At 56.2% G+C, this 24,341-nt stretch carries 20 protein-coding genes; 13 read left to right on the top strand and 7 right to left on the bottom strand.

What is annotated here, in order from left to right; translation table 11 throughout:
- Positions 1 to 8 precede the first annotated feature (8 nt).
- Both ACXAIA_RS05690 and ACXAIA_RS05685 read left to right on the top strand, forming a co-directional pair.
- Complete coding sequence (locus ACXAIA_RS05690; RefSeq protein WP_475348486.1) at positions 9 to 1,049, top strand: heme-dependent oxidative N-demethylase family protein; 1,041 nt, start codon at positions 9 to 11, stop codon at positions 1,047 to 1,049.
- Positions 1,050 to 1,116: 67 nt separating this feature from the next.
- Positions 1,117 to 2,478 carry an NAD(P)-binding domain-containing protein gene (locus ACXAIA_RS05685; RefSeq protein WP_475348485.1) on the top strand — a complete coding sequence of 454 codons (1,362 nt, stop codon included), beginning with the start codon at positions 1,117 to 1,119 and terminating at the stop codon, positions 2,476 to 2,478.
- A gap of 128 nt (positions 2,479 to 2,606) precedes the next feature.
- Here the strand turns inward: ACXAIA_RS05685 and ACXAIA_RS05680 are convergent, their stop codons facing one another.
- The 4 genes from ACXAIA_RS05680 to ACXAIA_RS05665 form a co-directional block, all read right to left on the bottom strand.
- Positions 2,607 to 4,991, bottom strand: a complete 2,385-nt coding sequence (locus ACXAIA_RS05680) for a DUF1989 domain-containing protein (RefSeq protein ID WP_475348484.1) — start codon at positions 4,989 to 4,991, stop codon at positions 2,607 to 2,609.
- Positions 4,992 to 5,243: 252 nt separating this feature from the next.
- Complete coding sequence (locus ACXAIA_RS05675; protein ID WP_475346663.1) at positions 5,244 to 5,408, bottom strand: hypothetical protein; 165 nt, start codon at positions 5,406 to 5,408, stop codon at positions 5,244 to 5,246.
- Between the two features lie 37 nt (positions 5,409 to 5,445).
- Positions 5,446 to 6,792, bottom strand: coding sequence for an ammonium transporter (locus ACXAIA_RS05670; RefSeq protein WP_475348483.1), 1,347 nt, complete (start codon positions 6,790 to 6,792; stop codon positions 5,446 to 5,448).
- A 291-nt stretch (positions 6,793 to 7,083) separates the two neighbouring features.
- Positions 7,084 to 8,094: a GlxA family transcriptional regulator gene (locus ACXAIA_RS05665; protein WP_475348482.1), complete on the bottom strand. Its 1,011-nt coding sequence runs from the start codon at positions 8,092 to 8,094 to the stop codon at positions 7,084 to 7,086.
- Positions 8,095 to 8,234: 140 nt separating this feature from the next.
- On the opposite strand from ACXAIA_RS05665, the gene ACXAIA_RS05660 reads away from it, so the two are divergent.
- From ACXAIA_RS05660 to ACXAIA_RS05645, 4 genes are read left to right on the top strand one after another with little or no spacing between them, the layout of a single operon-like run.
- Positions 8,235 to 9,488, top strand: coding sequence for a sarcosine oxidase subunit beta family protein (locus tag ACXAIA_RS05660; protein ID WP_475348481.1), 1,254 nt, complete (start codon positions 8,235 to 8,237; stop codon positions 9,486 to 9,488).
- 12 nt (positions 9,489 to 9,500) lie between these two features.
- Entirely contained in the window at positions 9,501 to 9,779 is a 279-nt protein-coding gene (locus ACXAIA_RS05655) for a sarcosine oxidase subunit delta (RefSeq protein WP_475348480.1), read from the top strand.
- Positions 9,776 to 12,748, top strand: a complete 2,973-nt coding sequence (locus ACXAIA_RS05650; protein WP_475348479.1) for a sarcosine oxidase subunit alpha family protein — start codon at positions 9,776 to 9,778, stop codon at positions 12,746 to 12,748. The genes ACXAIA_RS05655 and ACXAIA_RS05650 overlap by 4 nt, the downstream gene beginning before the upstream one ends.
- Positions 12,741 to 13,277, top strand: a complete 537-nt coding sequence (locus tag ACXAIA_RS05645) for a sarcosine oxidase subunit gamma (RefSeq protein ID WP_475348478.1) — start codon at positions 12,741 to 12,743, stop codon at positions 13,275 to 13,277. Before ACXAIA_RS05650 ends, ACXAIA_RS05645 begins: the two co-directional genes overlap by 8 nt.
- Positions 13,278 to 13,294: 17 nt before the next feature.
- Here ACXAIA_RS05645 and argE read toward each other — a convergent pair whose 3' ends face one another.
- Both argE and ACXAIA_RS05635 read right to left on the bottom strand, forming a co-directional pair.
- A complete protein-coding gene (gene argE, locus ACXAIA_RS05640; RefSeq protein ID WP_475348477.1) occupies positions 13,295 to 14,473 on the bottom strand; it encodes an acetylornithine deacetylase in 1,179 nt (392 codons plus the stop codon).
- Positions 14,470 to 15,237 carry an NAD kinase gene (locus ACXAIA_RS05635; protein ID WP_475346655.1) on the bottom strand — a complete coding sequence of 256 codons (768 nt, stop codon included), beginning with the start codon at positions 15,235 to 15,237 and terminating at the stop codon, positions 14,470 to 14,472. The genes argE and ACXAIA_RS05635 overlap by 4 nt, the downstream gene beginning before the upstream one ends.
- A 213-nt stretch (positions 15,238 to 15,450) precedes the next feature.
- Here ACXAIA_RS05635 and ACXAIA_RS05630 point away from each other — a divergent pair, with 213 nt between their 5' ends.
- The 6 genes from ACXAIA_RS05630 to ACXAIA_RS05605 all read left to right on the top strand — a co-directional run bounded on the left by ACXAIA_RS05630 (position 15,451) and on the right by ACXAIA_RS05605 (position 22,567).
- Positions 15,451 to 16,197 carry a TetR/AcrR family transcriptional regulator gene (locus tag ACXAIA_RS05630; protein ID WP_475348476.1) on the top strand — a complete coding sequence of 249 codons (747 nt, stop codon included), beginning with the start codon at positions 15,451 to 15,453 and terminating at the stop codon, positions 16,195 to 16,197.
- 154 nt (positions 16,198 to 16,351) lie between these two features.
- Positions 16,352 to 17,287 (top strand): sulfurtransferase, encoded by a 936-nt coding sequence (locus ACXAIA_RS05625; protein ID WP_475348475.1) that lies wholly within the window; start codon positions 16,352 to 16,354, stop codon positions 17,285 to 17,287.
- 93 nt (positions 17,288 to 17,380) lie between these two features.
- Positions 17,381 to 18,592 carry a YeeE/YedE family protein gene (locus ACXAIA_RS05620; RefSeq protein ID WP_475348474.1) on the top strand — a complete coding sequence of 404 codons (1,212 nt, stop codon included), beginning with the start codon at positions 17,381 to 17,383 and terminating at the stop codon, positions 18,590 to 18,592.
- 752 nt (positions 18,593 to 19,344) lie between these two features.
- Positions 19,345 to 20,178, top strand: a complete 834-nt coding sequence (locus ACXAIA_RS05615; RefSeq protein WP_475348473.1) for an HNH endonuclease — start codon at positions 19,345 to 19,347, stop codon at positions 20,176 to 20,178.
- Between the two features lie 317 nt (positions 20,179 to 20,495).
- Positions 20,496 to 22,277, top strand: coding sequence for a DEAD/DEAH box helicase (locus ACXAIA_RS05610; protein ID WP_475348472.1), 1,782 nt, complete (start codon positions 20,496 to 20,498; stop codon positions 22,275 to 22,277).
- A gap of 80 nt (positions 22,278 to 22,357) precedes the next feature.
- Complete coding sequence (locus ACXAIA_RS05605; RefSeq protein ID WP_044828301.1) at positions 22,358 to 22,567, top strand: cold-shock protein; 210 nt, start codon at positions 22,358 to 22,360, stop codon at positions 22,565 to 22,567.
- 91 nt (positions 22,568 to 22,658) lie between these two features.
- On the opposite strand, the gene ACXAIA_RS05600 is transcribed toward ACXAIA_RS05605, so the two are convergent.
- On the bottom strand, positions 22,659 to 23,336 hold the full coding sequence (locus ACXAIA_RS05600) for a FadR/GntR family transcriptional regulator (RefSeq protein WP_475348471.1): 678 nt from the start codon (positions 23,334 to 23,336) through the stop codon (positions 22,659 to 22,661).
- 200 nt (positions 23,337 to 23,536) lie between these two features.
- Between ACXAIA_RS05600 and ACXAIA_RS05595 the strand changes: the two genes are divergently transcribed.
- The gene (locus tag ACXAIA_RS05595) at positions 23,537 to 24,319 is read left to right on the top strand and encodes a transporter substrate-binding domain-containing protein (protein ID WP_475346649.1); all 783 of its coding nucleotides are present in this window, start codon (positions 23,537 to 23,539) and stop codon (positions 24,317 to 24,319) included.
- Positions 24,320 to 24,341: the final 22 nt, after the last annotated feature.

The raw sequence follows: 24,341 nt of genomic DNA, 5'->3' as shown, positions 1-24,341 counted from the left end.
TTTCAGTCATGACAATCCAGTTTAAAGACGAAAGCTTCCGCGGCGATTTTTCCTACGCCAACAGCCTGTCAAACATCCCGCGTTTTCCGTTTCCGTTCCCGGAAGACGAATATATGTACTCGACCAATATCGAGCCGCATCACGCTGCCCGTGCCGGGAGCCCGTTTGAAAATGCGTTCGATGTCGATGAGCATTATGTCGCGGAAATGAAGGACCGAGCGCTGGTTCTGGCTGAGGATCCCGGTCGTTGTCAGGCCCTGCAACATATGGAAACGGCGGGTTGGGATTTTGTCGAGCTCGTGATGGTGTCCAAGGCGCGTGATTATCCCGACCTGTTCAAACTGACCATGGATGGTGATCGCTGGCACTGGATCAACAAGCCGCTTCAGATCGATGATACTTTCACCTTTGGCGACAGTTCGACGCTGCCCTGCCATCCGATGGAATATATCGGCCGTCAGGTACAGGGTGATCATGCCATCCTTGATCAGCGTGATGGCAACCTTTGGATGGATGCCGGGATCATCACCGCACAGGCCGACTGGTCGCTTGATTTCGACATTGGTATGAATTTCTTTGAATGGCATGCGCCGGTGCCGCTCGCCCATGAGTTGGGCGTGTTCCAGCGTGCGTTGAAGTTCCTTTTGACCTTGCCGCAAGGACAGCCTTCACGTCGCCTGAACTGGACGCTGACGGTGAACCCGCGTCTGGATACCAGTCCAGAAAACTATCCCAAATGGGGTCCGGATCGCATGACCGTAACGCCGGAAAATATTGGCGAAAAGGTCCATCTGCGGGTGGAGCTTCAGACCTTCTGGCGTCTGCCGCGATCAAACGCGATCCTGTTTCCCATTCGCACCTATCTGATGGCGATGAACGAAGTGGTGACCCAGCCGAAATGGGCGCGCCGCATTCATCGTGTCATGCGCGATCTGCGCCCCGAGCTTGTCGATTACAAGGGGCTGTCACGCTACCACCCGATCCTGGTCGAATGGCTTTCACAATTTGACGACGGCGCGCCGACGTCACCGGGGATTTTCCCCGATTAACCAAGAAAGAACCGGTGCGAAACCGGACGGAGGAGACGCATAACGCTTTTATTGGGGATTTGAGGCTATGACACTTCGTGTTGCGATTATTGGCGCCGGCCCATCAGGCATGGCGCAGATGCGTGCATTCCAATCTGCCGCAGCGAAAGGGGCCGAAATCCCCGAAATTGTGTGTTTTGAACGTCAGGAAGACTGGGGTGGTTTGTGGAACTACACCTGGCGCACCGGTCTTGATGAATATGGCGAACCGATCCACGGGTCGATGTATCGCTATTTGTGGTCGAACGGCCCGAAAGAATGCCTTGAATTTGCCGATTACACCTTCGAGGAACATTTCGGCAAACCCATCGCGTCCTATCCGCCGCGCGCGGTGATCTGGGATTACATCAAAGGCCGCGTTGAAAAGGCCAATGTCCGCCCGTGGGTGCGGTTCCGAACCCCGGTGCGCACGGTCGAGTTCGATGAAGACAGCCAGACCTTTGCGGTAACATCACATGATCTGAAAAATGACGTGGTTTCGACCGAGGAGTTTGATCATGTCATTGTTGCCAATGGTCACTTCTCGACCCCGAATGTGCCGGAGTTCCCGGGCTTTGATACCTTTGGCGGGCGTGTGCTGCATGCCCATGATTTCCGTGACGCGCTGGAATTCAAGGACAAGGACATCCTGATCATCGGCACGTCCTATTCGGCCGAGGATATCGGATCGCAATGCTATAAATATGGCTGCAAGTCGGTCACAGTCAGCCACCGGACCAATCCGATCGGTTTTGACTGGCCCGATAACTGGGCAGAGGTGCCGCTTCTGAACAAGGTTGATGGCAATACCGCCTATTTCAAGGATGGTTCATCGCGTGATGTCGATGCGATCATTCTGTGTACCGGCTATCAGCATTACTTCCCGTTCCTGACCGATGATCTGCGTCTTAAGACCGATAACCGTCTGTGGCCGCTGGGTCTTTATAAAGGTGTCGTCTGGGAAGAAAATCCGAAGATGATGTATCTCGGCATGCAGGACCAGTTCTTTACCTTCAACATGTTTGATGCGCAGGCATGGTTTGCCCGCGATGTCATCATGGGCCGCATTCCCCTGCCATCGAAGGATGAAATGAAGGCCGACAGCCAAGCCTGGCGTGATCGCGAAGAAGGCCTTAAGGACGATCACGACATGATCTGGTTCCAGGGTGATTACACCGCCCATCTCATTGAAATGACGGACTATCCAATGTTCGATATCGAAGGGGTGAACAAGACCTTCGAGGAATGGGAACATGACAAGGCCGACGACATCATGGGCTATCGCAACAAGTCCTATCGCTCGCTCATGACGGGCAATATGTCACCACCCCATCACACGCCGTGGCTTGAAGAACTTGATGACAGCCTTGAAGCCTATTTGCAGATCGAAAAGAAAACGGCTGCCGAATAGGCAGCCGCGCTTTCCAAGCCTTTCAAAGAAGCGGGCGTAAGTCCGCCGTCTCCCTTAACCAAACTCGCAGTCACCCCCACAGCCTTACTGGCTGCGGGGTTTCTTTTCGGGCTTGAGCGCCACGGCCATCAGGACCGTGGCTTTTCCTTTTTGGGGTCATAGTGCGGGAAGGCGGTGATGGTCGCAGGCAGGCGGACCATATGACCATCGAGCTTGCCAATCTCGACCTCGGTGCCGATATCGGCATGGGCGATATCCACCCGGGCTAGCGCGATGTTTTTGCCAAGAATGGGCGATCGCACCGCACTGGTGATTACGCCGATCTGTGCACGTCCGATATGGACGCAATCGCCATGCCCGACCGTGACATTGCCATCAATCTCGATCCCGACCAGCTTGTGCGATGGGTGTTCCTTGCGCCGGATCAGGGCATCACGGCCGATAAAATCATCTTCCTTGGATTTCAGCGGTACGGTAAAGCCGATCCCGGCTTCAAACGGGTCGGTCTGATCGGAAAACTCGTAATCGGCAAAGATCAAACCCGCCTCGATCCGGACCATATCAAGGGCCGCCAGCCCCATCGGGGTCAGGTCGTGTGGCTTGCCCGCGTCCCAGACGGCGTCAAAGACGGTGCTGGCGTCTTTGGGGTGGCACCAGACTTCATAGCCGAGTTCGCCGGTATAGCCCGTGCGTGAGACGACAACAGGCGCGCCTTTGGCGCCCCCGATCCGCCCGATGGTGAATTTGAACCACTCGACTTCATCAAGCTTGGGTTGATGGGGTGGGGTCCAGATCACTTCGCGCAGGATATCGCGGCTTTTGGGGCCCTGAACAGCGATGTTGTGCATCTGATCGGTCGATGATCTGATCAGGACCTGCAGGCCAAGTTTGTCAGCCTGTTCGCGCAGCCAGACACCGCTATAGTCATCGCCGCAAATCCAACGGAAATTGTCCTGGCCCAGACGCAGCAGCGTGCCATCATCAATCATGCCGCCATGGGGATAGCACATGGCGGAATAGACGACCTGTCCGATGCCAAGCTTTTTGACATTGCGCGTCAGGCAATATTGCATCAGCGTTTCGCTGTCCGGGCCGGTGATCTCGAACTTGCGCAGGGCAGACAGATCAATCACCACGGCCTTTTCGCGGCAGGCATAATATTCTTCGATCATGCCATGGCCGGTATATTCATGGGCCAGCCAGAACCCCTTATATTCGACGAAGTTTCGGGTCAGTTCACTCAGACGGGGGTGGAAGGCAGTTTCTTTGGTCATTTTTGCTTCGGCCTCTGCAGTCGGGCGCCAGGCAACGGCGTGGGAAAACTTCTCGTTGCCGTCATAGCTTCGGATATGGATGTCGGTCGGTTTCCAGGCGTTTGCGGCTGATGTGTCATCCGGGCAGGCCGACGAGACACAGACCAAATCGGTCATTGCGCGCAGCAGCACATAATCGCCCGGACGCGACCAGGGCTGATCTGCAAACATCACGCCGTGATCATCAATACCGGTATTGAAAAAGAAATTGATCGCCATCCAGCCGGGGCGCGGATCAACACCGTAGCCTGACAGCGCGCCATTAAAGTTATCCGTGCAGTTCACATGGCCGGGGTAGCCGATGTCATCGTAATATTTCGCCGCACAAGCCATGGCAAAGGCGTCATGGCGCCCGCAGGTGTCCTGAATGACCTCGACCAATGGGTCCATATCCTGATCAAAGTACTTTCCATGCAGGCCGGGCATTGGATAGGCATGGCCCATCAAGGTGCGTGTGGTGGTGACATCAAGCGGGTTTTGAATACCGCGATCAAGCTTGCGCGCATCAAAGCACTGAAAATCCGTACATTGCCGCCCATCGACATCGAGAATCTGGATGTAATCCCCGGCCTTGATTTCATAGGACTCTGCGGTTGATGAATTGACCCGCAAATCGACAACCGGATCGGCCAATGGATCGGGCAGGGCGAAGCTATAGGTGTCATGATGATGGGCGCGTTTGATCAGGGCGGTGATCGGTGTTGCCGTATTGTGCGCATCAATCTGCATCAGCGGGGCCGGGGTGGCGATGATGACATATCCATCAAGTTGGATCGTCAGCTCAACCGTATCGCCCGGGGGGCTGGCATTGCCAAAAAGACGATGCGCAAGACAGGCTCCAAGTTTGATATCACGTTTGCGCAGGGTCTGGGCAAAACGCGCAAGGCTGTCATCAAGCGGATCGGACAAAAGATCCATCAGGCCTTTGGGCGCGCCGTGGGCCAGGGGTTCAAAAATCTCGGGGCGTGGGGCACCGGCCGGTGTCAGACCGATCAGTTCAACCGTTTGCATGCCTTCACAATTGCGGAGTGCCAGCTGGTCGCCTTCGCGCACGGAAATCATGATCGCACCGCGGCCCGGTACTTCATAGCGTTCGCGGTTGCGGTCCATCGCGGTACGTCCGGCATTGATAATGCGACTGGGCCGGGCGGCGCGGACAGAATGGGGATAAGGCACGTCAGTTCGGGAAAAGTCGATCATTGTGGCCTCGTGCAGTGAATGATCTTGGTGCGGGCGGCGGTGGCGTTTGCCTTTGGGTGCCGTCACGGGTGACGTGTGATCGCGTTTCTGATCATGGCGATCTTGTCGTGTCCGGGTGGTTTCGCCCGGTGTCAATTCGGGCAAGAAATGCAGAAAGGCCAGTTTTGAAGCTGGCCTTTCGCATCATGGTGGCAGGATGTGATGCCGCTTGGGTTCAGGGCGCATCGGCAACACATCCCGACAATCCAAAGATTACATGTCTTTGTATGCTTTGTTCTCGTGGCGGGCCATCGAGGTGATGGTCCAGACACACACGGCAATACCAACCAGTGTGAAAAGAACAAGCAGTGCCGGCTTGTCAGCGAAGGTGAAGTAAGCTTCTGCACCTTCCCAGGTTGTAAGCGGAGCTGTATTCATTTCTCAGTTTCCTTGTTTCGAAAGATTCAGATCGCGATTACTCAGCCGGGGTCGGCGAAGTCGGATCGTTGGTGAACGCAGCCGGAACAGAGCTTTCCGGATATGCGCTTGCCGGAACTTCAGCCTTGTCGAGGCCAGCCAGCTCTGCGTTTTCAGAAACGCGCAGCAGACCAACAACCTTCAAAACCAGGGACAGAACGTAACCCGGTGCAAAGCCAAGGATCATGAAGACAACAGCACTCGAAAGCTGGCCAACGAACGAGATCTCCGGACCGGCAACGTTCGGGTAACCCGAAGCGAAGATACCAGCCATGATAAGACCCCAGACACCGCCAAAGCCGTGAACAGCAACTGCACCAACCGCATCGTCGATTTTGAATTTCTCGACGAGGATGTCGTTGAGTTTCGGCATGACGCAACCGCCGCCGAAGCTGATCAGGAAGGCAAGACCCGGATAGTACAGGTCAAGTGCCGGCGCAGAGGAAATCACACCGATCAGCGCACCGGACATCATCCAGAACGGATCACGGGTGACCAGATACGCACCGATCATGCCGCCTGCAACGCCCATCAGGGTGTTGAATGCGAATGCCGACAGGGTTGCCGGGGTGTTGTAGATGGTCATCCAGGTGTCGCCGGTATAGATGATGCAGCCGCCAAGGAAGCCGAAGAAGCCCATCACGATGAGCATCAGGCCAATCAGCGACATCGGCATGTTGTGGCCGTCGATGTTGTTGACCGAACCGTCGGCGTTGAAGCGACCGATACGCGGGCCGAGGTTGATCAGAACACCAAGGGTGAAGAAACCGGCCACGGTGTGAACGGCACCCGCCGCACCAACGTCATGCAGGCCCCACTCGGTGGTGAGCCAGCCATCCGGGTGCCAGCCCCAGGATGCACCAAGGATCCAGACAACCGAGCCCAGGAAGATCGCAAGGATCGTAAAGCCAGAAATACGGATACGTTCGATCACCGAGCCCGACATGATCGAGGCGGTGGTTGCCGCAAACAGCGTGAAGGCCGCATAGAAAATGCCCGATGCGTTATCGGTCAGGTTCGGACCCATATATTCGCTCCAGGGCAGGCCTGCCTCGGAACCGTCGGAAATGGTGAAGCCTGTCGGAAACGCAAGATAGATCCACCAACCAACGTAATAGAAGGTCGGGACCAGGAATGCGAATGCGATCAGGTTTTTCATGCCGGATGCCAGCGCGTTCTTTGCACGCGATGCACCCATTTCGTAAGCAAGGAAGCCCGCGTGAATTGCAAGCATCAGTGCAGTACACCACCAATAGAATACTTCGGAATTGATGGTCGTTGCCATGCTGAGCGATGCTTCAAGGCTGTCCAGCCTTGCCATCAACTCTGGTACGGATTGTTCCATTTTAGTCTCTCCATCACATAATGCCCCCCGATGGACATTCCTTTTATTAAAAATCAATTCCCTATAGTGAACAAGTTCTAATGTGTTTTTTATTGTGCGACGCAGTAAAATTAATAAAAACAATAACTTATAAATTTGCTAAATCAAATGTGCCCAATTTTGAGTAAAAATTAGACGTCAAAATTCGATGCGTATCAAATACGCAGATTCGCGGAGTTGTGCCGATTCTGTCGAATTCGCGTCTCGGGAATGCATCCCTCGGTTGGATAGGTTCCGAGGTATCGAGGGCAGCTAGCTGCCGCGTGCCTCGCTTGGCTTGATGCCGTAAACCGATTTGTAGCTGCGCGAAAAATGGCTGCTGTTGGAAAAGCCGGTGGCAAAGGCGATTTCGGAAATGGTCAGCGCACTTTGGGTCAGAAGCTTGCGCGCATGTTCAAGCCTTACTTGCCGGTAGGTTTCCAGAAACGATTTACCCAGATGCTGATCAAACAGGCGATCAAGCTGACGGGTTGAAAGCCGGGCAAAGCGTGCCATTTCATCGCGGGTTTTGGGATCCTCGATGGTGGTTTCCATCTTTTCAAGAACCCGAAGCAATCCCGGATGATGCAGGTTATAGCGTTCGGCAAGCGATGCCCTCTGCGGGCTGCCCGATTGTCCGACCTGGGTGTGCAGATACCAGTCCGATACGCGGGTGGCGAAATCCGATCCAAGGGTTTCGGCAATCATGGCATGCATCATGTCAAGCGGGGCGACCCCGCCGCCGCACGTGATGCGATCCCCGTCAATGACAAAGCGGGCGCGTTCGGGCTCCAGATCCGGAAAGGCTTCGATCAGGGTTGGGGCATGTTCCCAGTGAATGGTGAATTGCCGCTGCGCCAAAAGCCCGGCGGCAGCCAGAACATAAGCCCCGCTTGAAATGCCCCCCATGCGTACACCCCAACGGGCCAGCTTGCGCAAATTGCCAAGCATGCCCGGCGCCTGCCACTGGGATGGATGGCCGCCTGCACAGACAAACAGGGTATGCAGGTTGGTTGGCGCCTGCGAAAGCGGGGAGGTCGGCACCATGGTGCCGGATGAGGACAGAACATTTCCGCCCGCAGCCGAGTAATTCAGGATCTTGTAGATCGGTTGGCCAGCCAGAAGGTTGGCGGCGCGCAGCGGCTCAATCGCAGAGGCATAGGACATCAAGGCAAAATCGGGCAGCAGCATGAAGCCGATATGCTGGGTTGCCGGAAGCGGTTTGCTGCCGACCGAACGGGCAGAAGTGGCAGGTGTGGCCTTGGATTGTATATCTGATGTCATGATGGCCACGGCCCCGCTTTGGCGCGACATTCACCCAGGAATGTCGCATTTGTGTTATCGGATGTCCTTATAAGACAAGCTGGAATTCGCGCCTCTGTCAAGATTGCTGAGTACCCGATGTGGGCAACAGCGAAAGATCGATGATGCGTTATTCAGCCCTGTCATTGCTTGGCAATGCGTTTTCCAAGAACAAGAACTGGAAGCCGGCATGGCGCAATCCGGACCCGAAACCCCATTACGATGTGATCATTATCGGCGGTGGCGGGCATGGATTGGCAACCGCCTATTACCTCTCGAAGGTGTTTGGTGTGCGCAATGTCGCCGTGCTTGAAAAGGGCTATCTCGGTTCGGGCAATATCGGGCGGAACACGACGATCATTCGATCCAACTACCTGCTGGAAGGCAACAACCCGTTTTACGAACTTTCGATGAAGCTGTGGGAAGGCCTTGAGCAGGATTTCAATTTCAACGCCATGGTGTCCCAGCGCGGCGTGATTAATCTGTTTCATTCCGATGCCCAGCGCGATGCCTATACAAGGCGTGGCAACGCCATGCGCCTGCATGGGGTGGATGCGGAACTTCTGGGGCGCGAAAAGCTGCGCGAAAAGCTGCCGTTTCTGGACTATGAAAATGCCCGCTTCCCGATCATGGGCGGCCTGATGCAGGCGCGCGGCGGCACGGTGCGCCATGACGCAGTGGCGTGGGGTTTTGCGCGCGGGGCCGATCAGAACGGCGTTGATATCATCCAGAATTGCGAAGTCACCGGCATTGACCGCGATGGCGATCAGATCACCGGGCTTCAAACCACGCGTGGTGCGATCACGTGCAACAAGCTCGCCATGGCGGTGGCGGGGAGTTCAAGCCATGTCGCGAAAATGGTCGATATGCGCCTGCCGATCGAAAGTCATGCCTTGCAGGCCTTCGTTTCCGAGGGCTTGAAGCCGTTCATTGATACCGTGGTGACCTTTGGCGCCGGGCATTTTTATGTGTCGCAATCCGATAAGGGTGGCCTTGTATTCGGTGGGGATATCGAAGGTTATAACTCCTACGCCCAGCGCGGCAATCTTGCCTGTGTCGAACATGTCGCCGAGGCCGGCATGGCGATGATCCCGGCACTTTCGCGGGTGCGCATTTTGCGCAGCTGGGGCGGGATCATGGATATGAGCATGGATGGATCGCCGATCATGGATCGCACGCATCTTGGCAATCTCTATTTCAATGGTGGCTGGTGCTATGGCGGGTTCAAGGCAACCCCGGCATCGGGATATTGCTATGCCCATTTGCTCGCGACCGATACGCCGCATGAAACCGCAGCCGCGTTTCGCATGGACCGCTTTGCACGCGGTTATCTTCTGGATGAAAAGGGCGTTGGCGCCCAGGCCAACTTGCATTGAGGAAATTTGGAAATGAGTAGTCTTGTCAAATGTCCTCATTGCGGTCTGCGCCCGAAAGAGGAATTTTCCGTTCGCAGCGAAGTCGCAACCCCGCGCCCAGACGCCGGTGCCGATGAAGCCGTGTGGTTCGATCATGTTTACCTGCGCGATAACCCGCGCGGGGAGCATCGCGAATATTGGCACCATTCCGGCGGGTGTCGGCGCTGGCTGGTGCTTAGCCGTAATACCCTGACCCATGAAACATCCGAGGTGGTTGACGCCAGTACCCTTAAAACGGAGGGCGGGGCATGACCAGTTTCCGGATTGATGGCGGTACGCTGATTGACCGCAACGATGTGCGCCGCTTTAGCTTTAATAGCGAAGCGCTTAGTGGCTTTGGCGGGGATACGGTTGCCTCAGCCCTTTTGGCCAATGGCCGACAACTTGTCGGGCGCAGTTTCAAATATCATCGTCCGCGCGGCATCCTGACCGCCGGGGCGGCGGAACCCAATGCGCTTTTGACCATCGGGCGGGATGGGCGGCGCGATCCCAATACCCGTGCGACCATGGCGGAACTGTTTGACGGGCTTGAGGCGCGATCACAGAACTGCTGGCCGAATGTCAAATTTGATATCGGGGCCGCCAATGGGTTGCTGGGGCCGCTTTTGGGCGCCGGGTTCTATTACAAGACATTCATGTGGCCGGCGGCCTTCTGGGAAAAAGTCTATGAACCGCTGATCCGCAAGGCTGCGGGGCTGGGCCGGGCAAGCTATGATCCCGATCCCAGTTATTACGAGAAATGCTGGGCGCATTGTGATCTTCTGGTGATCGGGGCGGGCCCCGCCGGTTTGGCAGCAGCCTTGACCGCCGGGCGCGCCGGGGCGCGGGTGATCGTTGCCGATGAGGGCGCGCAACTTGGCGGTGGCCTGCTTGCAGAAGGCAGCCCGGTTGGCGGTAAGCCAGCCGATGCGGTGCTGGCCGATATCGTCGGCGAATTGCATGCGCTGCCCAATGTCGAGATCAAGAAACGCACCACCGTTTTTGCCGCCTATGACGATCAGGTGTTTGCCGCGGTCGAACGGGTGCAAAAGCATCTGCCCGAAGACGCGATCAGTCCCCATCGTGCGATGGAACGCCTGTGGCGCATTGTCGCGCGTCAGGTGGTGCTCGCGACCGGCGCAGAAGAACGACCCATTGTCTTTGGTGGCAATGATCGCCCGGGTGTCATGATGGCGGGTGCCATGCGCACGTACCTCAATGCCTATGGCGTGGCACCGGGCAAGCGCGTGGCGCTTTTTGCCAATAACAATCAGGCCTATCAGACGGCGATGGATCTTGAGGCGCGCGGGATTGATGTCGCTGCGATCATTGACCCGCGTACCTGCCCGAATATCCGTTATGACGGCAAGGCGCGCATGATTGCCGGGGCGATGGTGCGTGATACCGCAGGTCGCAAGGCGATCAAATCGATTACGGTGCGCCATGATGATGGCCGAGATGAAGTCATTGCGGTGGATGCCCTTGGCGTATCAGGCGGCTATAGCCCGATTGTCCATCTGGCCTGCCACCGTGGGGGCAAGCCTGTCTGGTCGGATGAGCATGTCGGTTTCATGCCGCCGGAAAACGATGGTATGACGCCGTGCGGCGCCGTTACCGGGAAAACCGGCATTGTCGATTGCTTTGCAGCCGGTGGGGCAGCGGCCGTCAAGATGCTGGCAGAGCTTGGCGTCATGGGGGAGGCGGCAACGCTTCCGGGGGTGACGCAAGGTGATGAAACCGTCGATCATGTCCAGCCGATCTGGTCGGTCGCATCGACCAAGGGCAAGGCGTTTGTCGATTTCCAGAACGACGTTGCGGCATCTGACATCACGCTTGCCATGCGCGAGGGGTATGATCATGTCGAACTTGCCAAACGCTATACCACGAATGGCATGGCAACCGATCAGGGCAAGACATCGAATGTAAACGCGATTGGCATTCTGGCTGACATCAAGGGGGTGTCGCCGGGTGAAATCGGCACCACGACCTTCCGCCCCTTCTATACGCCGGTGTCGTTTGGCGCGCTTGTCGGCGCGTCAAAGGGCGTGGAATTCCAGCCCATTCGCAAATCGCCACTGCACGGCTGGGCAGAACGCAATGGGGCCAAGTTTGTTGAAACCGGACTTTGGTATCGCTCCAGCTGGTTCCCGAAAAACGGCGAGACGTTCTGGCGCGACAGTGTTGATCGGGAAGTAAACACGGTCAGAACCAAGGTTGGCATCTGTGATGTATCGACCCTTGGCAAGATCGAGATTTTTGGCGCCGATGCGGCAGAGTTCCTGAACCGCGTTTATTGCAATGCCTTCCTGAAGCTGCCGGTGGGCAAGGCGCGCTATGGCATCATGCTGCGCGAGGATGGCTTTGTGTATGATGACGGCACGACAAGTTGTCTCGGCGAAAATCATTACTTCATGACCACGACGACGGCCCTTGCTGCCGGGGTTCTGACCCATCTTGAATTCTGTGCGCAGGTACTGTGGCCGGAGCTCGATGTCCGTATGGCTTCAGTTACCGATCAATGGGCACAGATGGCCATTGCCGGGCCGAAATCGCGCGATGTGCTGGCCAAAATCATTGATGAGGATATCTCGAACGAGGCATTCCCGTTCCTGGCCGCACGCGATGTGTCGATGTTTGGCGGGCGCCTGAAGGGGCGGTTGTTCAGGATTTCGTTCTCGGGCGAGTTGGCTTACGAAATCGCGGTACCGGCCGGATATGGCGAAAGCGTTGCCGATGCCATCATGGCAGCCGGTGAGGAATTTGGCATTGCACCCTATGGCACTGAGGCCCTTGGCGTCATGCGAATTGAAAAGGGCCATGTCACCCACGCGGAAATCAACGGCACGGTGACACCCGCGGATCTCGGCATGGGCAAGATGGTCTCCGTCAAGAAGGATGATTTCATCGGTCGCGTGATGAACCTGCGCGAAGGGTTGGTGGACCCAAGCCGTCCGGCGCTTGTCGGCATCAAGCCGAAATCAGCATCAGACAAGTTCGCCACCGGATCGCATATTCTTAATCCCGGTGATGACGTCAGCCTTGCCAATGATCAGGGTTATGTCACCTCGATGTGTCATTCGCCGACACTGGGGCATGCGATTGGCTTGGCTTTGGTGAAAAACGGCCCGAGCCGTGTTGGGGAAGAAGTTGTAATCTGGAATGGATTGGCCGGAACAACTGTCACCGGCATCCTGTGCAATCCTGCCTTTGTCGACCCGGAAAATGAGAAGCTCCATGCGTGATTATCCACTCGAAAACCGCAGCGTATTTTCGCCCCAAGTCGCATCGGGCGCGTCAATCAATCTCGCCCCGGTGACGGGTGGCTTTGTCTTCCATGTGCTCGGCGATGCCAAAAGCGATGAAACGGCATTGAAGCAGGCAATCACAAAGCTTGCCGCGGAACTGGGTGCGGATATGCGGAAATCTTCGCCCGGTCAGTGGTTCTGGGTGGGAAGTGTTGATGTTGCCGATGATAAGCTGGTTGAAATCCGCTCGGTACTTTCGGGTCAGTTTGTTCTTTGCGATCAGACACACGGGCGGGTGCGTATGGTGCTGTCGGGGCCGTCATCGCGCACGGTTTTGGCCAAGGGGACCATGGTTGATCTGTCAGCCGATCTGTTCGCCATTGGCCAGTCGGCCATGACCCAGGTCGGGCATATTGGCGCGATGATCACCCGGGTTGGTGATGACAGTTTCGAGCTGATTGTCCTGCGAAGCTTTGCCGAAAGTCTGTGGGGTGAGTTGCAGCAAATGGCCGCCGAGTTTCGCTAATCCGGCGGTGTGCCCGGTTACTTGACCAACACGCCCAGCAGTTTGTCGAGGAACACTTCGCAGCGCCCTAACTGATCCAGTTCGATGAACTCGTCGGGTTTATGGGCCTGTTCGATATTGCCCGGGCCACAGACGACCGTCGGGATATCGCCAAGGGCCGAGAACGCGCCGGCTTCTGTGCCGAAGCTGACCTTGCCGGTGGTGTTGGCCCCGGTCAGGGCCATGACGAGTTTGGTGACTTCCTCGTCATCGCCAGTGGCAAGGCCCGGCATGTCGGAAACGACTTCGATCTCGATCCCGACATCTTCATAGATTTCGCGCATTTCGGGCTGCAGCGTGTTTTCGATGTAATCGTAAATCTGCGCCTTCAATGCTTCGCGGTCGTCATTGGGCAGATTGCGGAATTCGAAATCGACAAAGCAGTTCTGTGGAATGATGTTGAGCTGCGTGCCACCCTCGATCACCCCGGTATGGAAGGTGGTGTGGTTGGGCACGAATTCATCATCATGCGGGCCTTCTTCGCGGCATTTGCGGCCAAGCTGGCGCAGGAAGACGACGAATTCGGATGCGAACTCAACCGCATTTACACCTTCGCGCGGCAGGGATGAATGGCCCGAACGGCCCGTGAAATGGGCGCGCGCGGAAAACTTGCCCTTGTGCTGGGTGATGACCTTCATCTCGGTCGGTTCACCGACAATGCACATGGCCGGTTTGTGCGGCAGATTGTTGATCGCCTCAACCAGGCTGGGCACACCAAGGCAGCCGACTTCCTCGTCATAGGTAAACGCCAAATGGATCGGCACGCGCAGATCTGCGTTCTTGAAGGTTTCCGCCTTGGCCAGCAGGCAGGCGAGAAAACCTTTCATGTCGCAGGCGCCGCGGCCAAACATCTTGTCGTCGCGGATATCGATTTCGTACGGATCGGATGCCCAGTTCTGGCCTTCGGTCGGGACCACATCGCTATGGCCGGACAGGATCACGCCGCCATCCACCTTCGGGCCGATGGTGGCATACAGGTTGGCCTTGGTCTCGGACGGGTCGTGGACCACCAGCGTGTCATAGCCGAGCGCGTCAAGGAATGCCTTCACCTCGTCAATCAGCGCCAGATTGGGTGTCATGCTGACGGATTGGTGACGGATGAGTTTACGGCACCATTCAACGGTATCTTTGGACGGGGCAAGGGCACTGGTGGTCATTCGACGAATTGTTCCTTGAGGATACGTTCTTCAAGATTGTGTTCCGGATCAAACAGCAGCTTGATTTTCATGCTGCGATCTTCACGGATTTTTACACTGGCGACATCGCGCACCTCGGTATAGTCGGCAACGGCTGAAACCGGGCGCTTTTCGGGGTTCTCGATCTGAAACACGACTTCAGCACCGTGCGGCAAAAGCGCGCCGCGCCAGCGACGCGGGCGAAACGGGCTGATCGGTGTTAGCGCTAACAACCCGCTTCCCATCGGCAGGATCGGACCATGGGCCGACAGGTTATAGGCCGTGCTGCCGGCCGGCGTGCAAACAAGTGCGCCATCGCAAACCAGCTCGGCCAGACGTTCAACGCCATCAACCTTGATGCGAAGTTTAGCTGCCTGACGGGTTTCACGCAGAAGCGATACTTCGTTGATCGCCAGCGCACACAGGCTTTCGCCCGAAACGGTATGAGCTTCCATCTGAAGCGGATGGAGTTCAACGGTCTGGGCCTCGGCAATGCGGTCGGTCAGATCCATTTCCCGGAATTCGTTCATCAGGAAGCCGACCGTGCCCCGGTTCATGCCGTAAATCGGCACCTTGCGGCCCATATATCGGTGCAGGGTTTCAAGCATGAACCCGTCACCACCAAGGGCTACAATCACCTCGGCCTTGTCGGGCGCGATGTGACCGTATCGGTGTTTCAGCCGATACATCGCATCCTGTGCGATTTTGGTTTCGGCCGCAACGAAGGCGATGGAATCAAGCTGCATCTGCGATCCAACGGATGTTTTGGGCTCGGCCCGAAAGGGCATGGGCGAACAATAGAGTACGCTTTGATCTGAATTGCAAGGGGCTGCGTGATAATCGCCCCTATACAGAGGTTTCGACTGGACTGCAGTATTATTGACGTCGTGAAAAAAACAGTAGAACCTGATGTTTACGGGGTCCAACTCCTGGTTCAATCAAGAATAAAGAACGGCTCGATGTCAAAACAACCTTTCAGCTTTTCTGCCGCACTTTCCCGCATTTCACGTCCTGATGAAAATCTTGACGATGATGTTCTGGAAGTCGGTGAAAGCATGGAACTGGATGGTTCGATTGACGGTTCAGCTGAAACGGCACTCGTGCCCAAACGGGTCCGCAATCCGGACGCTACCCGACAGAAGCTTCTTGATGCGGCATTCGGTGAAATCCGTCGCGCCGGGTTTGGAGGCGCATCCATCAGCAATATCCTGGAACAAAGCGGCTGCACCAAGGGCGCGCTTTATCATCACTTTTCGGGCAAGGCCAAGCTGGTCAATGCCGTGATCGAGGAATGCCTGCCGGGCTATGTTGATGATGTCTGGCTTGATGACCTTGAAGGCGCCGATGACATTCTGCCCGTGATAATGGGGCAGGTTGATCGACTGGGTGGTGAAAATGCCCCGGACATGTTGGCGGGCGGTTGCCCGCTTGCCCGTCTGGCATCGGGGGCGGGGGAGCTTGATGAAAACCTGCGCAAGCGTATTGATGGTGTGTATCGCTATTGGCGGCGCGGGCTGGCCTCGCATCTTGGCAAGGCCCAGTTCAACAAGATGGTGCGCACGGATGTTGAACCATCTGCGGTGGCAGAATTCATCATTGCAACCCTTCACGGCTTCCTGACGCGGCCACCGGCCTTGCGCAATCTCGAAACCCAGGATTCCTTTGCCCGCGAATTTGCGCGCTATCTGAACAACCTTCGACCTTAGGGCGCCAAATCAGTAGCCTGATTTCGCGGGTGGGCTTGGCGTTTGATCTATAAATACAAAAAATATACGTATTATAGATTCTATTGACATTTATTTATGATGGATTAGGTATGTTGCACAAAATCAGAATGAAATGATCATTGGAGACAGCCCCATGCGTTCCCTTATCCTTTCTGCCGTTGCTGCGGTCGCTTTTGCCTTTGCCGGAAGTGCTGCGCAGGCTCAACGTCTTACCGAAAAGCCGCTGGTTGATGCCAACTGGGTCGCGGAAAATCTTGATAGCCCGTCGCTGGTTGTCGTTGATATCCGTTCGCTGACCAAGAATGGCAGCCCGTATGAAGCCGGCCACATTCCGGGTGCGGTTTACGCGCCTTATGGCAAATTCGGCTGGCGCGCCAAGGTCGACAATGTGGTTGGCATGCTGCCGCCGGTTGATGTGATTTCCAAACGCATCGGTGCCCTTGGCATCGACAATGACAAACAGGTTGTTGTTGTTCCGGCCGGTCAGAACAGCTCGGACTTCGGTTCTGCCACTCGTGTATATTGGACCTTCAAGGTTCTGGGTCATGATGCGGTCACCATTCTTGATGGTGGTCAGCGCGCTTGGCTGGCAGCGGGCAAAGCCGTTTCAAACGATCCGGTCGCACCGACTGCAGTCGCGTTTAACGCCGATTTCCGTCCGGAACTTCTGGCAACCGCCGATGACGTTGCCAAGGCGCGGGCCGAAGGCATTGAGCTTGTTGATGCCCGCCCGGTATCACAGTTTACCGGCAAGGCGAAAAGCGGCGTGGTCGCACGCCCTGGCGCCGTTCCAGGTGCAAAAAACATCCCGCAGTCGCAGTTCTATAGTGATCAGGACGGCGCATTTGTTGCGGCGGACGTGATTGAAAACCTTGTTACGGATGCCGGTGTCGCAACGGATGCCAAGGAAATCACCTATTGCAATACCGGTCACTGGGCATCGGTTGCATGGTTTGGTCTTTCCGAAGTGATGGGCAACAAGAACACGGCCATGTATGATGGTTCCCTGACCGAATGGGCGGCTGACCCGAACCGTGAAATGGTGATCCCGGAAACCCCGGGTTCCTGATCGGCTCCTGACAGCTTCGAACATTTTGGACGGAACCGGTGACCCGGTTCCGTTTTCATTTAAGTATCTGATTTCAGGTTATTGAGCCTCACCATGTCTGACACGACCCTAAAAGCAAATCCGGGCACACCGGGTTTCACCTTTGACAAGGGACCGGCCGTCGTCACCGCCGTCCTGTTTGTCCTTGTCGGCATCGCCATTTCACAGGCGGTCGATCTTAAGCAGGCTGTTCTGTATGGCCTTGGCGGATTGCTTGGCATTGCGCTTTATCATGCCTCCTTTGGTTTTACGGGCGGCTGGCGCCGGTTCTCGGTTGAGAAACGTGGCCGTGCCTTGCGCGCGCAGCTTTTGATGATTGGTGTTGCTGCGGCGGCCTTCATCCCGATGCTCTCGCTTGGCAGTCCACTGGGCGGATCTGTTGTCGGGGCGGTGGCACCAGTTGGCATGTCGGTTCTGATCGGGGCGTTTCTGTTTGGTCTTGGCATGCAGCTTGGCGGCGGGTGTGGTTCTGGCACCTTGTTCACCGTTGGTGGTGGCAGCGCGCGCATGCTGCTCACACTTGTCTTCTTTATTATTGGTGCCGTAATCGGTACGGCCCATTTGCCGATGTGGCTGGAACTGCCGTCCTTGCCGCCGATGAGCCTCGGCCGTGAATTTGGAATGGGCGGTGGCCTTGCTGTGACCTTTGGTGGTTTGGCGCTGGTGGCGCTTCTAACCGTGTTTGTTGAAAAACGGGCTCATGGCGGGCTTGAAGTGGTTTCAAGTGCGCCGCGCGAAGGCCTTGCGCGTTTCTTCCATGGGCCGTGGCCGCTGATCTGGACCGGGTTGCTTCTGGCCGGGCTCAATGTCGCGACGCTTTTGATTGCGGGTCACCCGTGGTCGATCACCTTTGGCTTTGGCCTTTGGGGGGCAAAGATCGCGCAGGTGATTGGTATTCCGGTCGAAACCTGGGAATTCTGGAACTGGGGTGGGCCGGCGCGTGCGCTTGGCAATTCCGTTCTGCAAGACAACACCTCGGTGATGAATTTCGGCATCGTGATCGGTGCTGCCTTTGCTGCTGCCCTTGCGGGCAAGTTCGCGCCAAAGGTTTCCGTTCCGGTCGCATCCCTTCTGGCGGCGGCAATCGGCGGGCTTTTGATGGGGTATGGCGCGCGTCTGGCCTTTGGTTGCAATATCGGGGCGTTCTTTAGCGGGATCGCATCGGGCAGTGTCCATGGCTGGCTGTGGTTTGCGCTGGCCTTTGGGGGCAGTTGGGTTGGCATTGCGCTGCGTTCGATCTTTGGAATGGATGGTTTCCGGAAATGAGCGAGAAAAACACACTTCTGTTTGGTGCGGTCTTCCTTGCAGCAACCGGTGCCGTTGCGCTTGACCATTACAGCCACACCGCAAATATCCCCGCCGTTGCCAATCCGGCCCCGGCAAAACTCCCCGGTGCGGGCAGAAATCCGTGTGGTGCCAATCCTTGTGCGGCTAGTCCGTGTGGTGCAAACCCGTGTGCCGCAAATCCCTGCGGTGCGAACCCGTGCGGCGCCGGCTACAACCCCTGTGCGGCGAATCCATGTGCCGCGAACCCATGCGGGGCGGGATATAACCCGTGCGCAGCCAACCCATGTGGGGCAGGCTACAATCCCTGCGCTGCAAACCCGTGCGCGGCAAGCCCGTGTTCAGCCAATCCTTGCGCCGCGTTTAATCCTTGCGGGGCTACGCCTGCCACAAGTCCATGTGGCGCATTCAGCACGACGGGAGTCCGTTCGGCCAATCCGTGTGCCGCGGCCCCTTGTGCTGCCAACCCGTGCGCGGGCTACAATCCTTGCGCGGCTGGTAGCCCTTGTGGTGCCTATAACCCCTGTGCGGCGTCACCTTGTGCTGTCTCGCCTTGTGCGCCTGCACCGAGCAATCCCTGTGCGGCGGCAAATCCGTGCGCGGCGAGTAACCCTTGCGCAGCTTATAATCCGTGTGGGGCCGGCAACCCGTGCAGCGCGTACTAAGTGTTTTCTGTTTCGCAACCCCTTGAAAAGATATAAGTTTCAAGGAGGTTGCGGCGGAGAGTTCTTTTGGTGAGCAAAAACTGGACAGATGACCAACGGTATGCGGCCCTGAGCTTGTACTTCGAGCTAGAGTTCGGTCAGTTCGATCAGCGAAACAAAAAAGTTATTGCTCTGTCTCAGGTGATTGGTAGGTCGCCAAGTGCAATCGCTTTCAAATTGGGGAACTACGCAAACCTAGACCCTACGCTTGATCGTAAGGGCTTCTCCAACGTCAGCAAGGCTGATCGACAGTTGATTGATCGCTTTCACCGCAGCCCGGAAAGTGTGGTGGCGGAAATGGCACGCGCCATCGAACGCTTCAAACTCTCTAACACCACTACGAATTTGGGTTTTGACAGCGCCAATGATTTGTACCTTAGGAAAGGTATGGAGGAAGCGGACGAGCCGTTTGATGTTTCCGGCCGTAAAACTGCAACCAAAGCTGAAGTGACTGTGCGATTAGGGCAGAGTTTTTTCAGGGATGCAGTGCTTACTGGATATAAGAATCGATGCTGTGTATGTGGTCTGTCGTTGACGAAGATGTTGGAGGCTGCACATATCATTGATCACAGTGCGAGTGATCAGGAAATTCATCGCCTCAGACCGGACAACGGCCTTTCTCTCTGTAGAAATCATCATCGAGCGTTTGATTGCGGCTATTGGACATTGGATGAAAACTACCGGGTCGAGGTTGATCGACGTCTGCATTCGTTGGTTAAACATGACCAGAGGATCGAAGATGTTCTTTCTGGTTTCGATGGAAAGGATATCTATCAGCCGTTTCGATATTTGCCGTCGAAAGATTATATCGCTTGGCACAGAGAAAACCGCTTCGCAAAGGCTGAACCCGCTCTAGGTAAGTAGAGTTATTGTTCTAGCCGGGCGTTCTGAGGTTATTGCAGTGCAATTCTGCCGTGCCGTTGTGCGTAAAACGCGGGGCTGTAACAAATATCCCGTTTGACAAGGGGATAAAACTCTGCGCATGGTGGCTTCGATATTTGATCGCTCCAGAAGCGTAGAGGGAATTAAAAATCCCTACTGTCGAGTGATTGACCTAAGAACGCATTGAAGTGTCCAGCTACGCGGGTGCTTCCAGAACTGCAAGGCGCAGACCTGATTACTTTATTTTCCCGGGCGATGTCCCAGCTGTCTGCAGCCTCTAATCCACGAGTTATCCTTATTTGACCCAGTTTTCAGAACTTGGCTTGGCCGAGCCGGTCTTGCGCGCGCTTTCACAAGAAGGCTATGACGCGCCGACCCCGATCCAGGCGCAGTCCATTCCTTCGCTGCTTGAAGGCAAGGACCTGCTTGGTATCGCACAGACCGGCACCGGCAAAACGGCGGCTTTTGCGCTGCCGATCCTTGACCGTCTTTCCAAATCCGATACCCGCACGCCCAAGGGCGCTTGCCGGGTGCTTGTTCTTGCGCCGACGCGCGAACTGGCCGCCCAGATCGGTGACAGTTTCCGTGCCTATGGCCGGTTTTTGAATGTCCGCACCGCTGTTGTGGTGGGCGGTGTTGCCCATGGCCCGCAGATCAAGGCGATTACGCCCGGTGTCGAAGTGCTGGTCGCAACGCCCGGTCGTTTGCTTGATCATGTTGATAGCGGCAAGCTGTCGCTCAAACATGTTGAAGTTGTCGTGCTGGATGAAGCCGATCATATGCTTGATCTTGGCTTCCTGCCGCCGATCAAGCGCATCATTAAAATGCTGCCGCGCGAACGTCAGAACCTTTTCTTCTCGGCCACCATGCCGGGTCAGATTGGTCAGTTGGCCGGCGATATGCTTTCTGATCCTGTGAAGGTTTCTGTAACCCCGGTTGCCACCACGCAGGAACGGGTCGATCAGTCGGTCTATATGATTGAACGCACGCGTAAGCGTCAGTTGCTGGCAGAGCTTCTTGATAATCCGGCTTTCAAACGCACGCTCGTTTTCACCCGCACCAAGCGCGGGGCAGATCGTGTGGCGCGCCATCTGGAAGCCAACAAAATCAGTGCAGCTGCCATTCACGGCAATAAAAGCCAGAACCAGCGTGAACGCGCGCTGAATGCCTTCAAGGATGGTCAGATCGGCGTGCTGGTTGCCACCGATATTGCTGCGCGCGGCATTGACGTTGATGGCGTGACCCACGTTGTGAACTTCGAACTGCCGAACGTTCCGGAAAGCTATGTGCACCGTATTGGTCGTACCGCCCGTGGTGGTGCCAGCGGAACCGCCATCGCATTCTGTGATGACGAGGAACGCGGCCTTCTGCGTGATATTGAAAAAACCACCCGTCAGTCGATTCCGGTGATTGACCGTCGCGACGCCAAGGCTGCTGCCGAACAGGAAGCACAGTCCGAGGCCGCCCGCGAAGCCAACAAGGGCCGCCGCAATAATGGCGGTGGTCAGGGGCGTGGCAACGGTAGCCGTGGCAATGCTGGTGGCGCAGGCGGTAATCGGGGTAATGGTCGTGGTCCGCGTCAGGACGCACGTGGCAACGCGCCGCGTCGTGATCGCACTGATGGCAACAAACCCAATCCACGCCGCGAGGGCGAGGGTGGCCGTGCTGCTGAAAGTGCTTCGGGCGAACAGGCTGCAAGCAACCCGGCGCTTGAGAAATCCAAAAGCCGTTACAAGGGCGGGATGAAAACCAAATCCGCCAATGGTAATGGCGCCGATGGTGGCGCGCGTTCGAATGACGGACGCAAGCGCCCGGCAAAAAGGGTTTCATCCGATGGTCAACGTCGTGATCGGGCCAAGGGCGACAATTCAATTTCTTCCGGTTTGTCCTTTATGGGCAGCACCGAAGAACGCCGCGCGAATGGCAACGGGGGCAAGGGCGCCCGGAATGCCAGACCGCAAGGTAAAAGCGGCGGTGCAAACCGTAACCGCAATCACCGTGGATCCCAGTCTGGCGGGCAGCCGGGCGGCGGAGGCCACAAGACTTCCCCGGGCAATCAGAAAAGACGCGATCGCGCCTGATTTGATTGACCGGACACAGATAGGCGCACCCACGCGGGGTGTGTCACAACGCCAATCAATACTCGATAGGAGATTTTAAGATGGCATCAGGTACCGTTAAATGGTTCAACGCAACTAAAGGTTTTGGTTTCATTCAGCCGGACGAAGGCGGAAATGACGTATTCCTGCACATCAGCGCTGTTGAGCGCGCTGGCATGGGCCACCCGCAGGAAGGCGACAAAATCAACTACGAACTGCGCACCGACTCCCGTTCGGGTCGCGTTTCGGCTGACGATCTGTCGGCAGGCTAATTCGGCTTGTCCTTCCTTGTGAAGGGCACCGCATTAACGAAGCCCCCATCCGGGAAACCGGGTGGGGGTTTTGTTTTGGCATGTTGAGCCGCTATGGGCGCAGGAAGGAAATCTTTGCTCTGGTCGCGGCGCTGAGCACATGCAGATGCATGGCATCCCGCGCGCCCGACGGATTGCGATCATTGATGTGGCGTAGAACGAGCTCATGTTCTGCCAGGGGGGCTGCGATGGCCTTGGCATTGGCAAAAGGCAGCATCTGGTTTTCATGGATGGTCTGTGCTGCAGGATGCATGGCGGTGGCAAACATCGGGTTGCCTGAGGCCTTTTGCAGAATTTCGTGAAAATCGGTATCGGCACTGGCGGCAGCAATCAGGTCATCCGCCTCAAGGGCTACGCGCATATCATCAATACTGCTTTGAAGGGCGATCAAATGATCACGTGTGCGCATATGCGCGGCAAGCCCGGCGACATAAGGTTCAATCGCCAACCTGAACTGATAGACTTGTGCTGCCTGTCGGTTGCGGTCCTGATCCAGCGGTGTATGGGTCTTGCGATCCGCAATGTATACACCTTTTCCCGCCTGCACATGAACGATCCCGAGCGCTTCAAGCGTTGCCAATGCTTCACGCAAGCTGGTGCGACTGATGCCAAGTGTTGCTGCAAGGTTGCGCTGGGCTGGTAGCGGGTCGCCTGCCTTTAATCCCTTGTCTCCGATCAGGGTTTGGATATCCCGAGCTGCGCGCTCTGGGGTGCTTTCACTTCGTGTCATGATTTTTCCTTTATCTGGTCAGACCAGTTAAGGAAATTGTTCTTTGGCATCATTGGCGGTTTTTCGGGGTTCTGGTTGATTTTCTTACAATAGATTAGGCCGAATGGAAAAATACTCATAGACAAAAGATCAAAAAATGTGCAGCGTTTTAACTAGTCTAAAAAACATGCATAAATCACACTGAAAACAGGTAGAGGCTTATGAAACACTTTTTCAAGACGGCGATTGCCGCAGTTGCAATGCTCGCAGCCCCGCTTGGTGCGGCCAGTGCCGGTGCTCTGGACAGCATTTCCGAAGCAGGCGTGCTGAAAGTTGCTGTTCCACAGGATTTCCCGCCATTCGGTTCGGTCGGGACCGACATGCAGCCAAAAGGCTATGACATTGATATGGCTGCCCTGATTGCCGACGATCTCGGTGTCGAGCTTGAGCTTGTCCCGGTAACCTCGTCCAACCGTATTCCGTATCTGACCACGGGCAAGGTCGATCTGGTGATTTCCAGCCTTGGCAAGAACCCGGATCGTGAAAAGGTCATTGATTTCAGCGACCCTTATGCACCGTTCTATAACGGCGTGTTCGGCCCGGCCGATTATTCGGTGGAAAAGGCTGCTGATCTTGCGGGCATGTCGGTTGGTGTTACCCGTGGCGCGATCGAGGATCTGGAACTGACGAAAATCGCCCCGTCTGATGTTGATATCAAACGCTACGAAGATAATAACGGTACGATTTCAGCATTCCTGGCAGGTCAGGTTGACCTGATTGCGACTGGTAACGTTACCGCAGCTGCGATCATCGAGCGCAACCCGCCGCGCAAGCCGGAGCCAAAATTCCTGATCAAGAATTCGCCTTGCTATGTGGGTCTGAACAAGGAAGAGCCGGAGTTCAAGGCCAAGGTCAACGAGATCATTGCCGCTTCGATGGCTGATGGACGTTTGAATGCGATTGCCGAAAAGTGGCTTGGCATTCCGCTTCCCGAAGAGCTCTAAGCGTCTTTTGTGACCTGACGGG

The organism is Thalassospira sp. ABL2_045 (genome assembly GCF_056161285.1).
The sequence above is the reverse complement of the archived record's forward strand: the minus strand, read 5'-3'. Positions and strand labels throughout refer to the sequence as shown.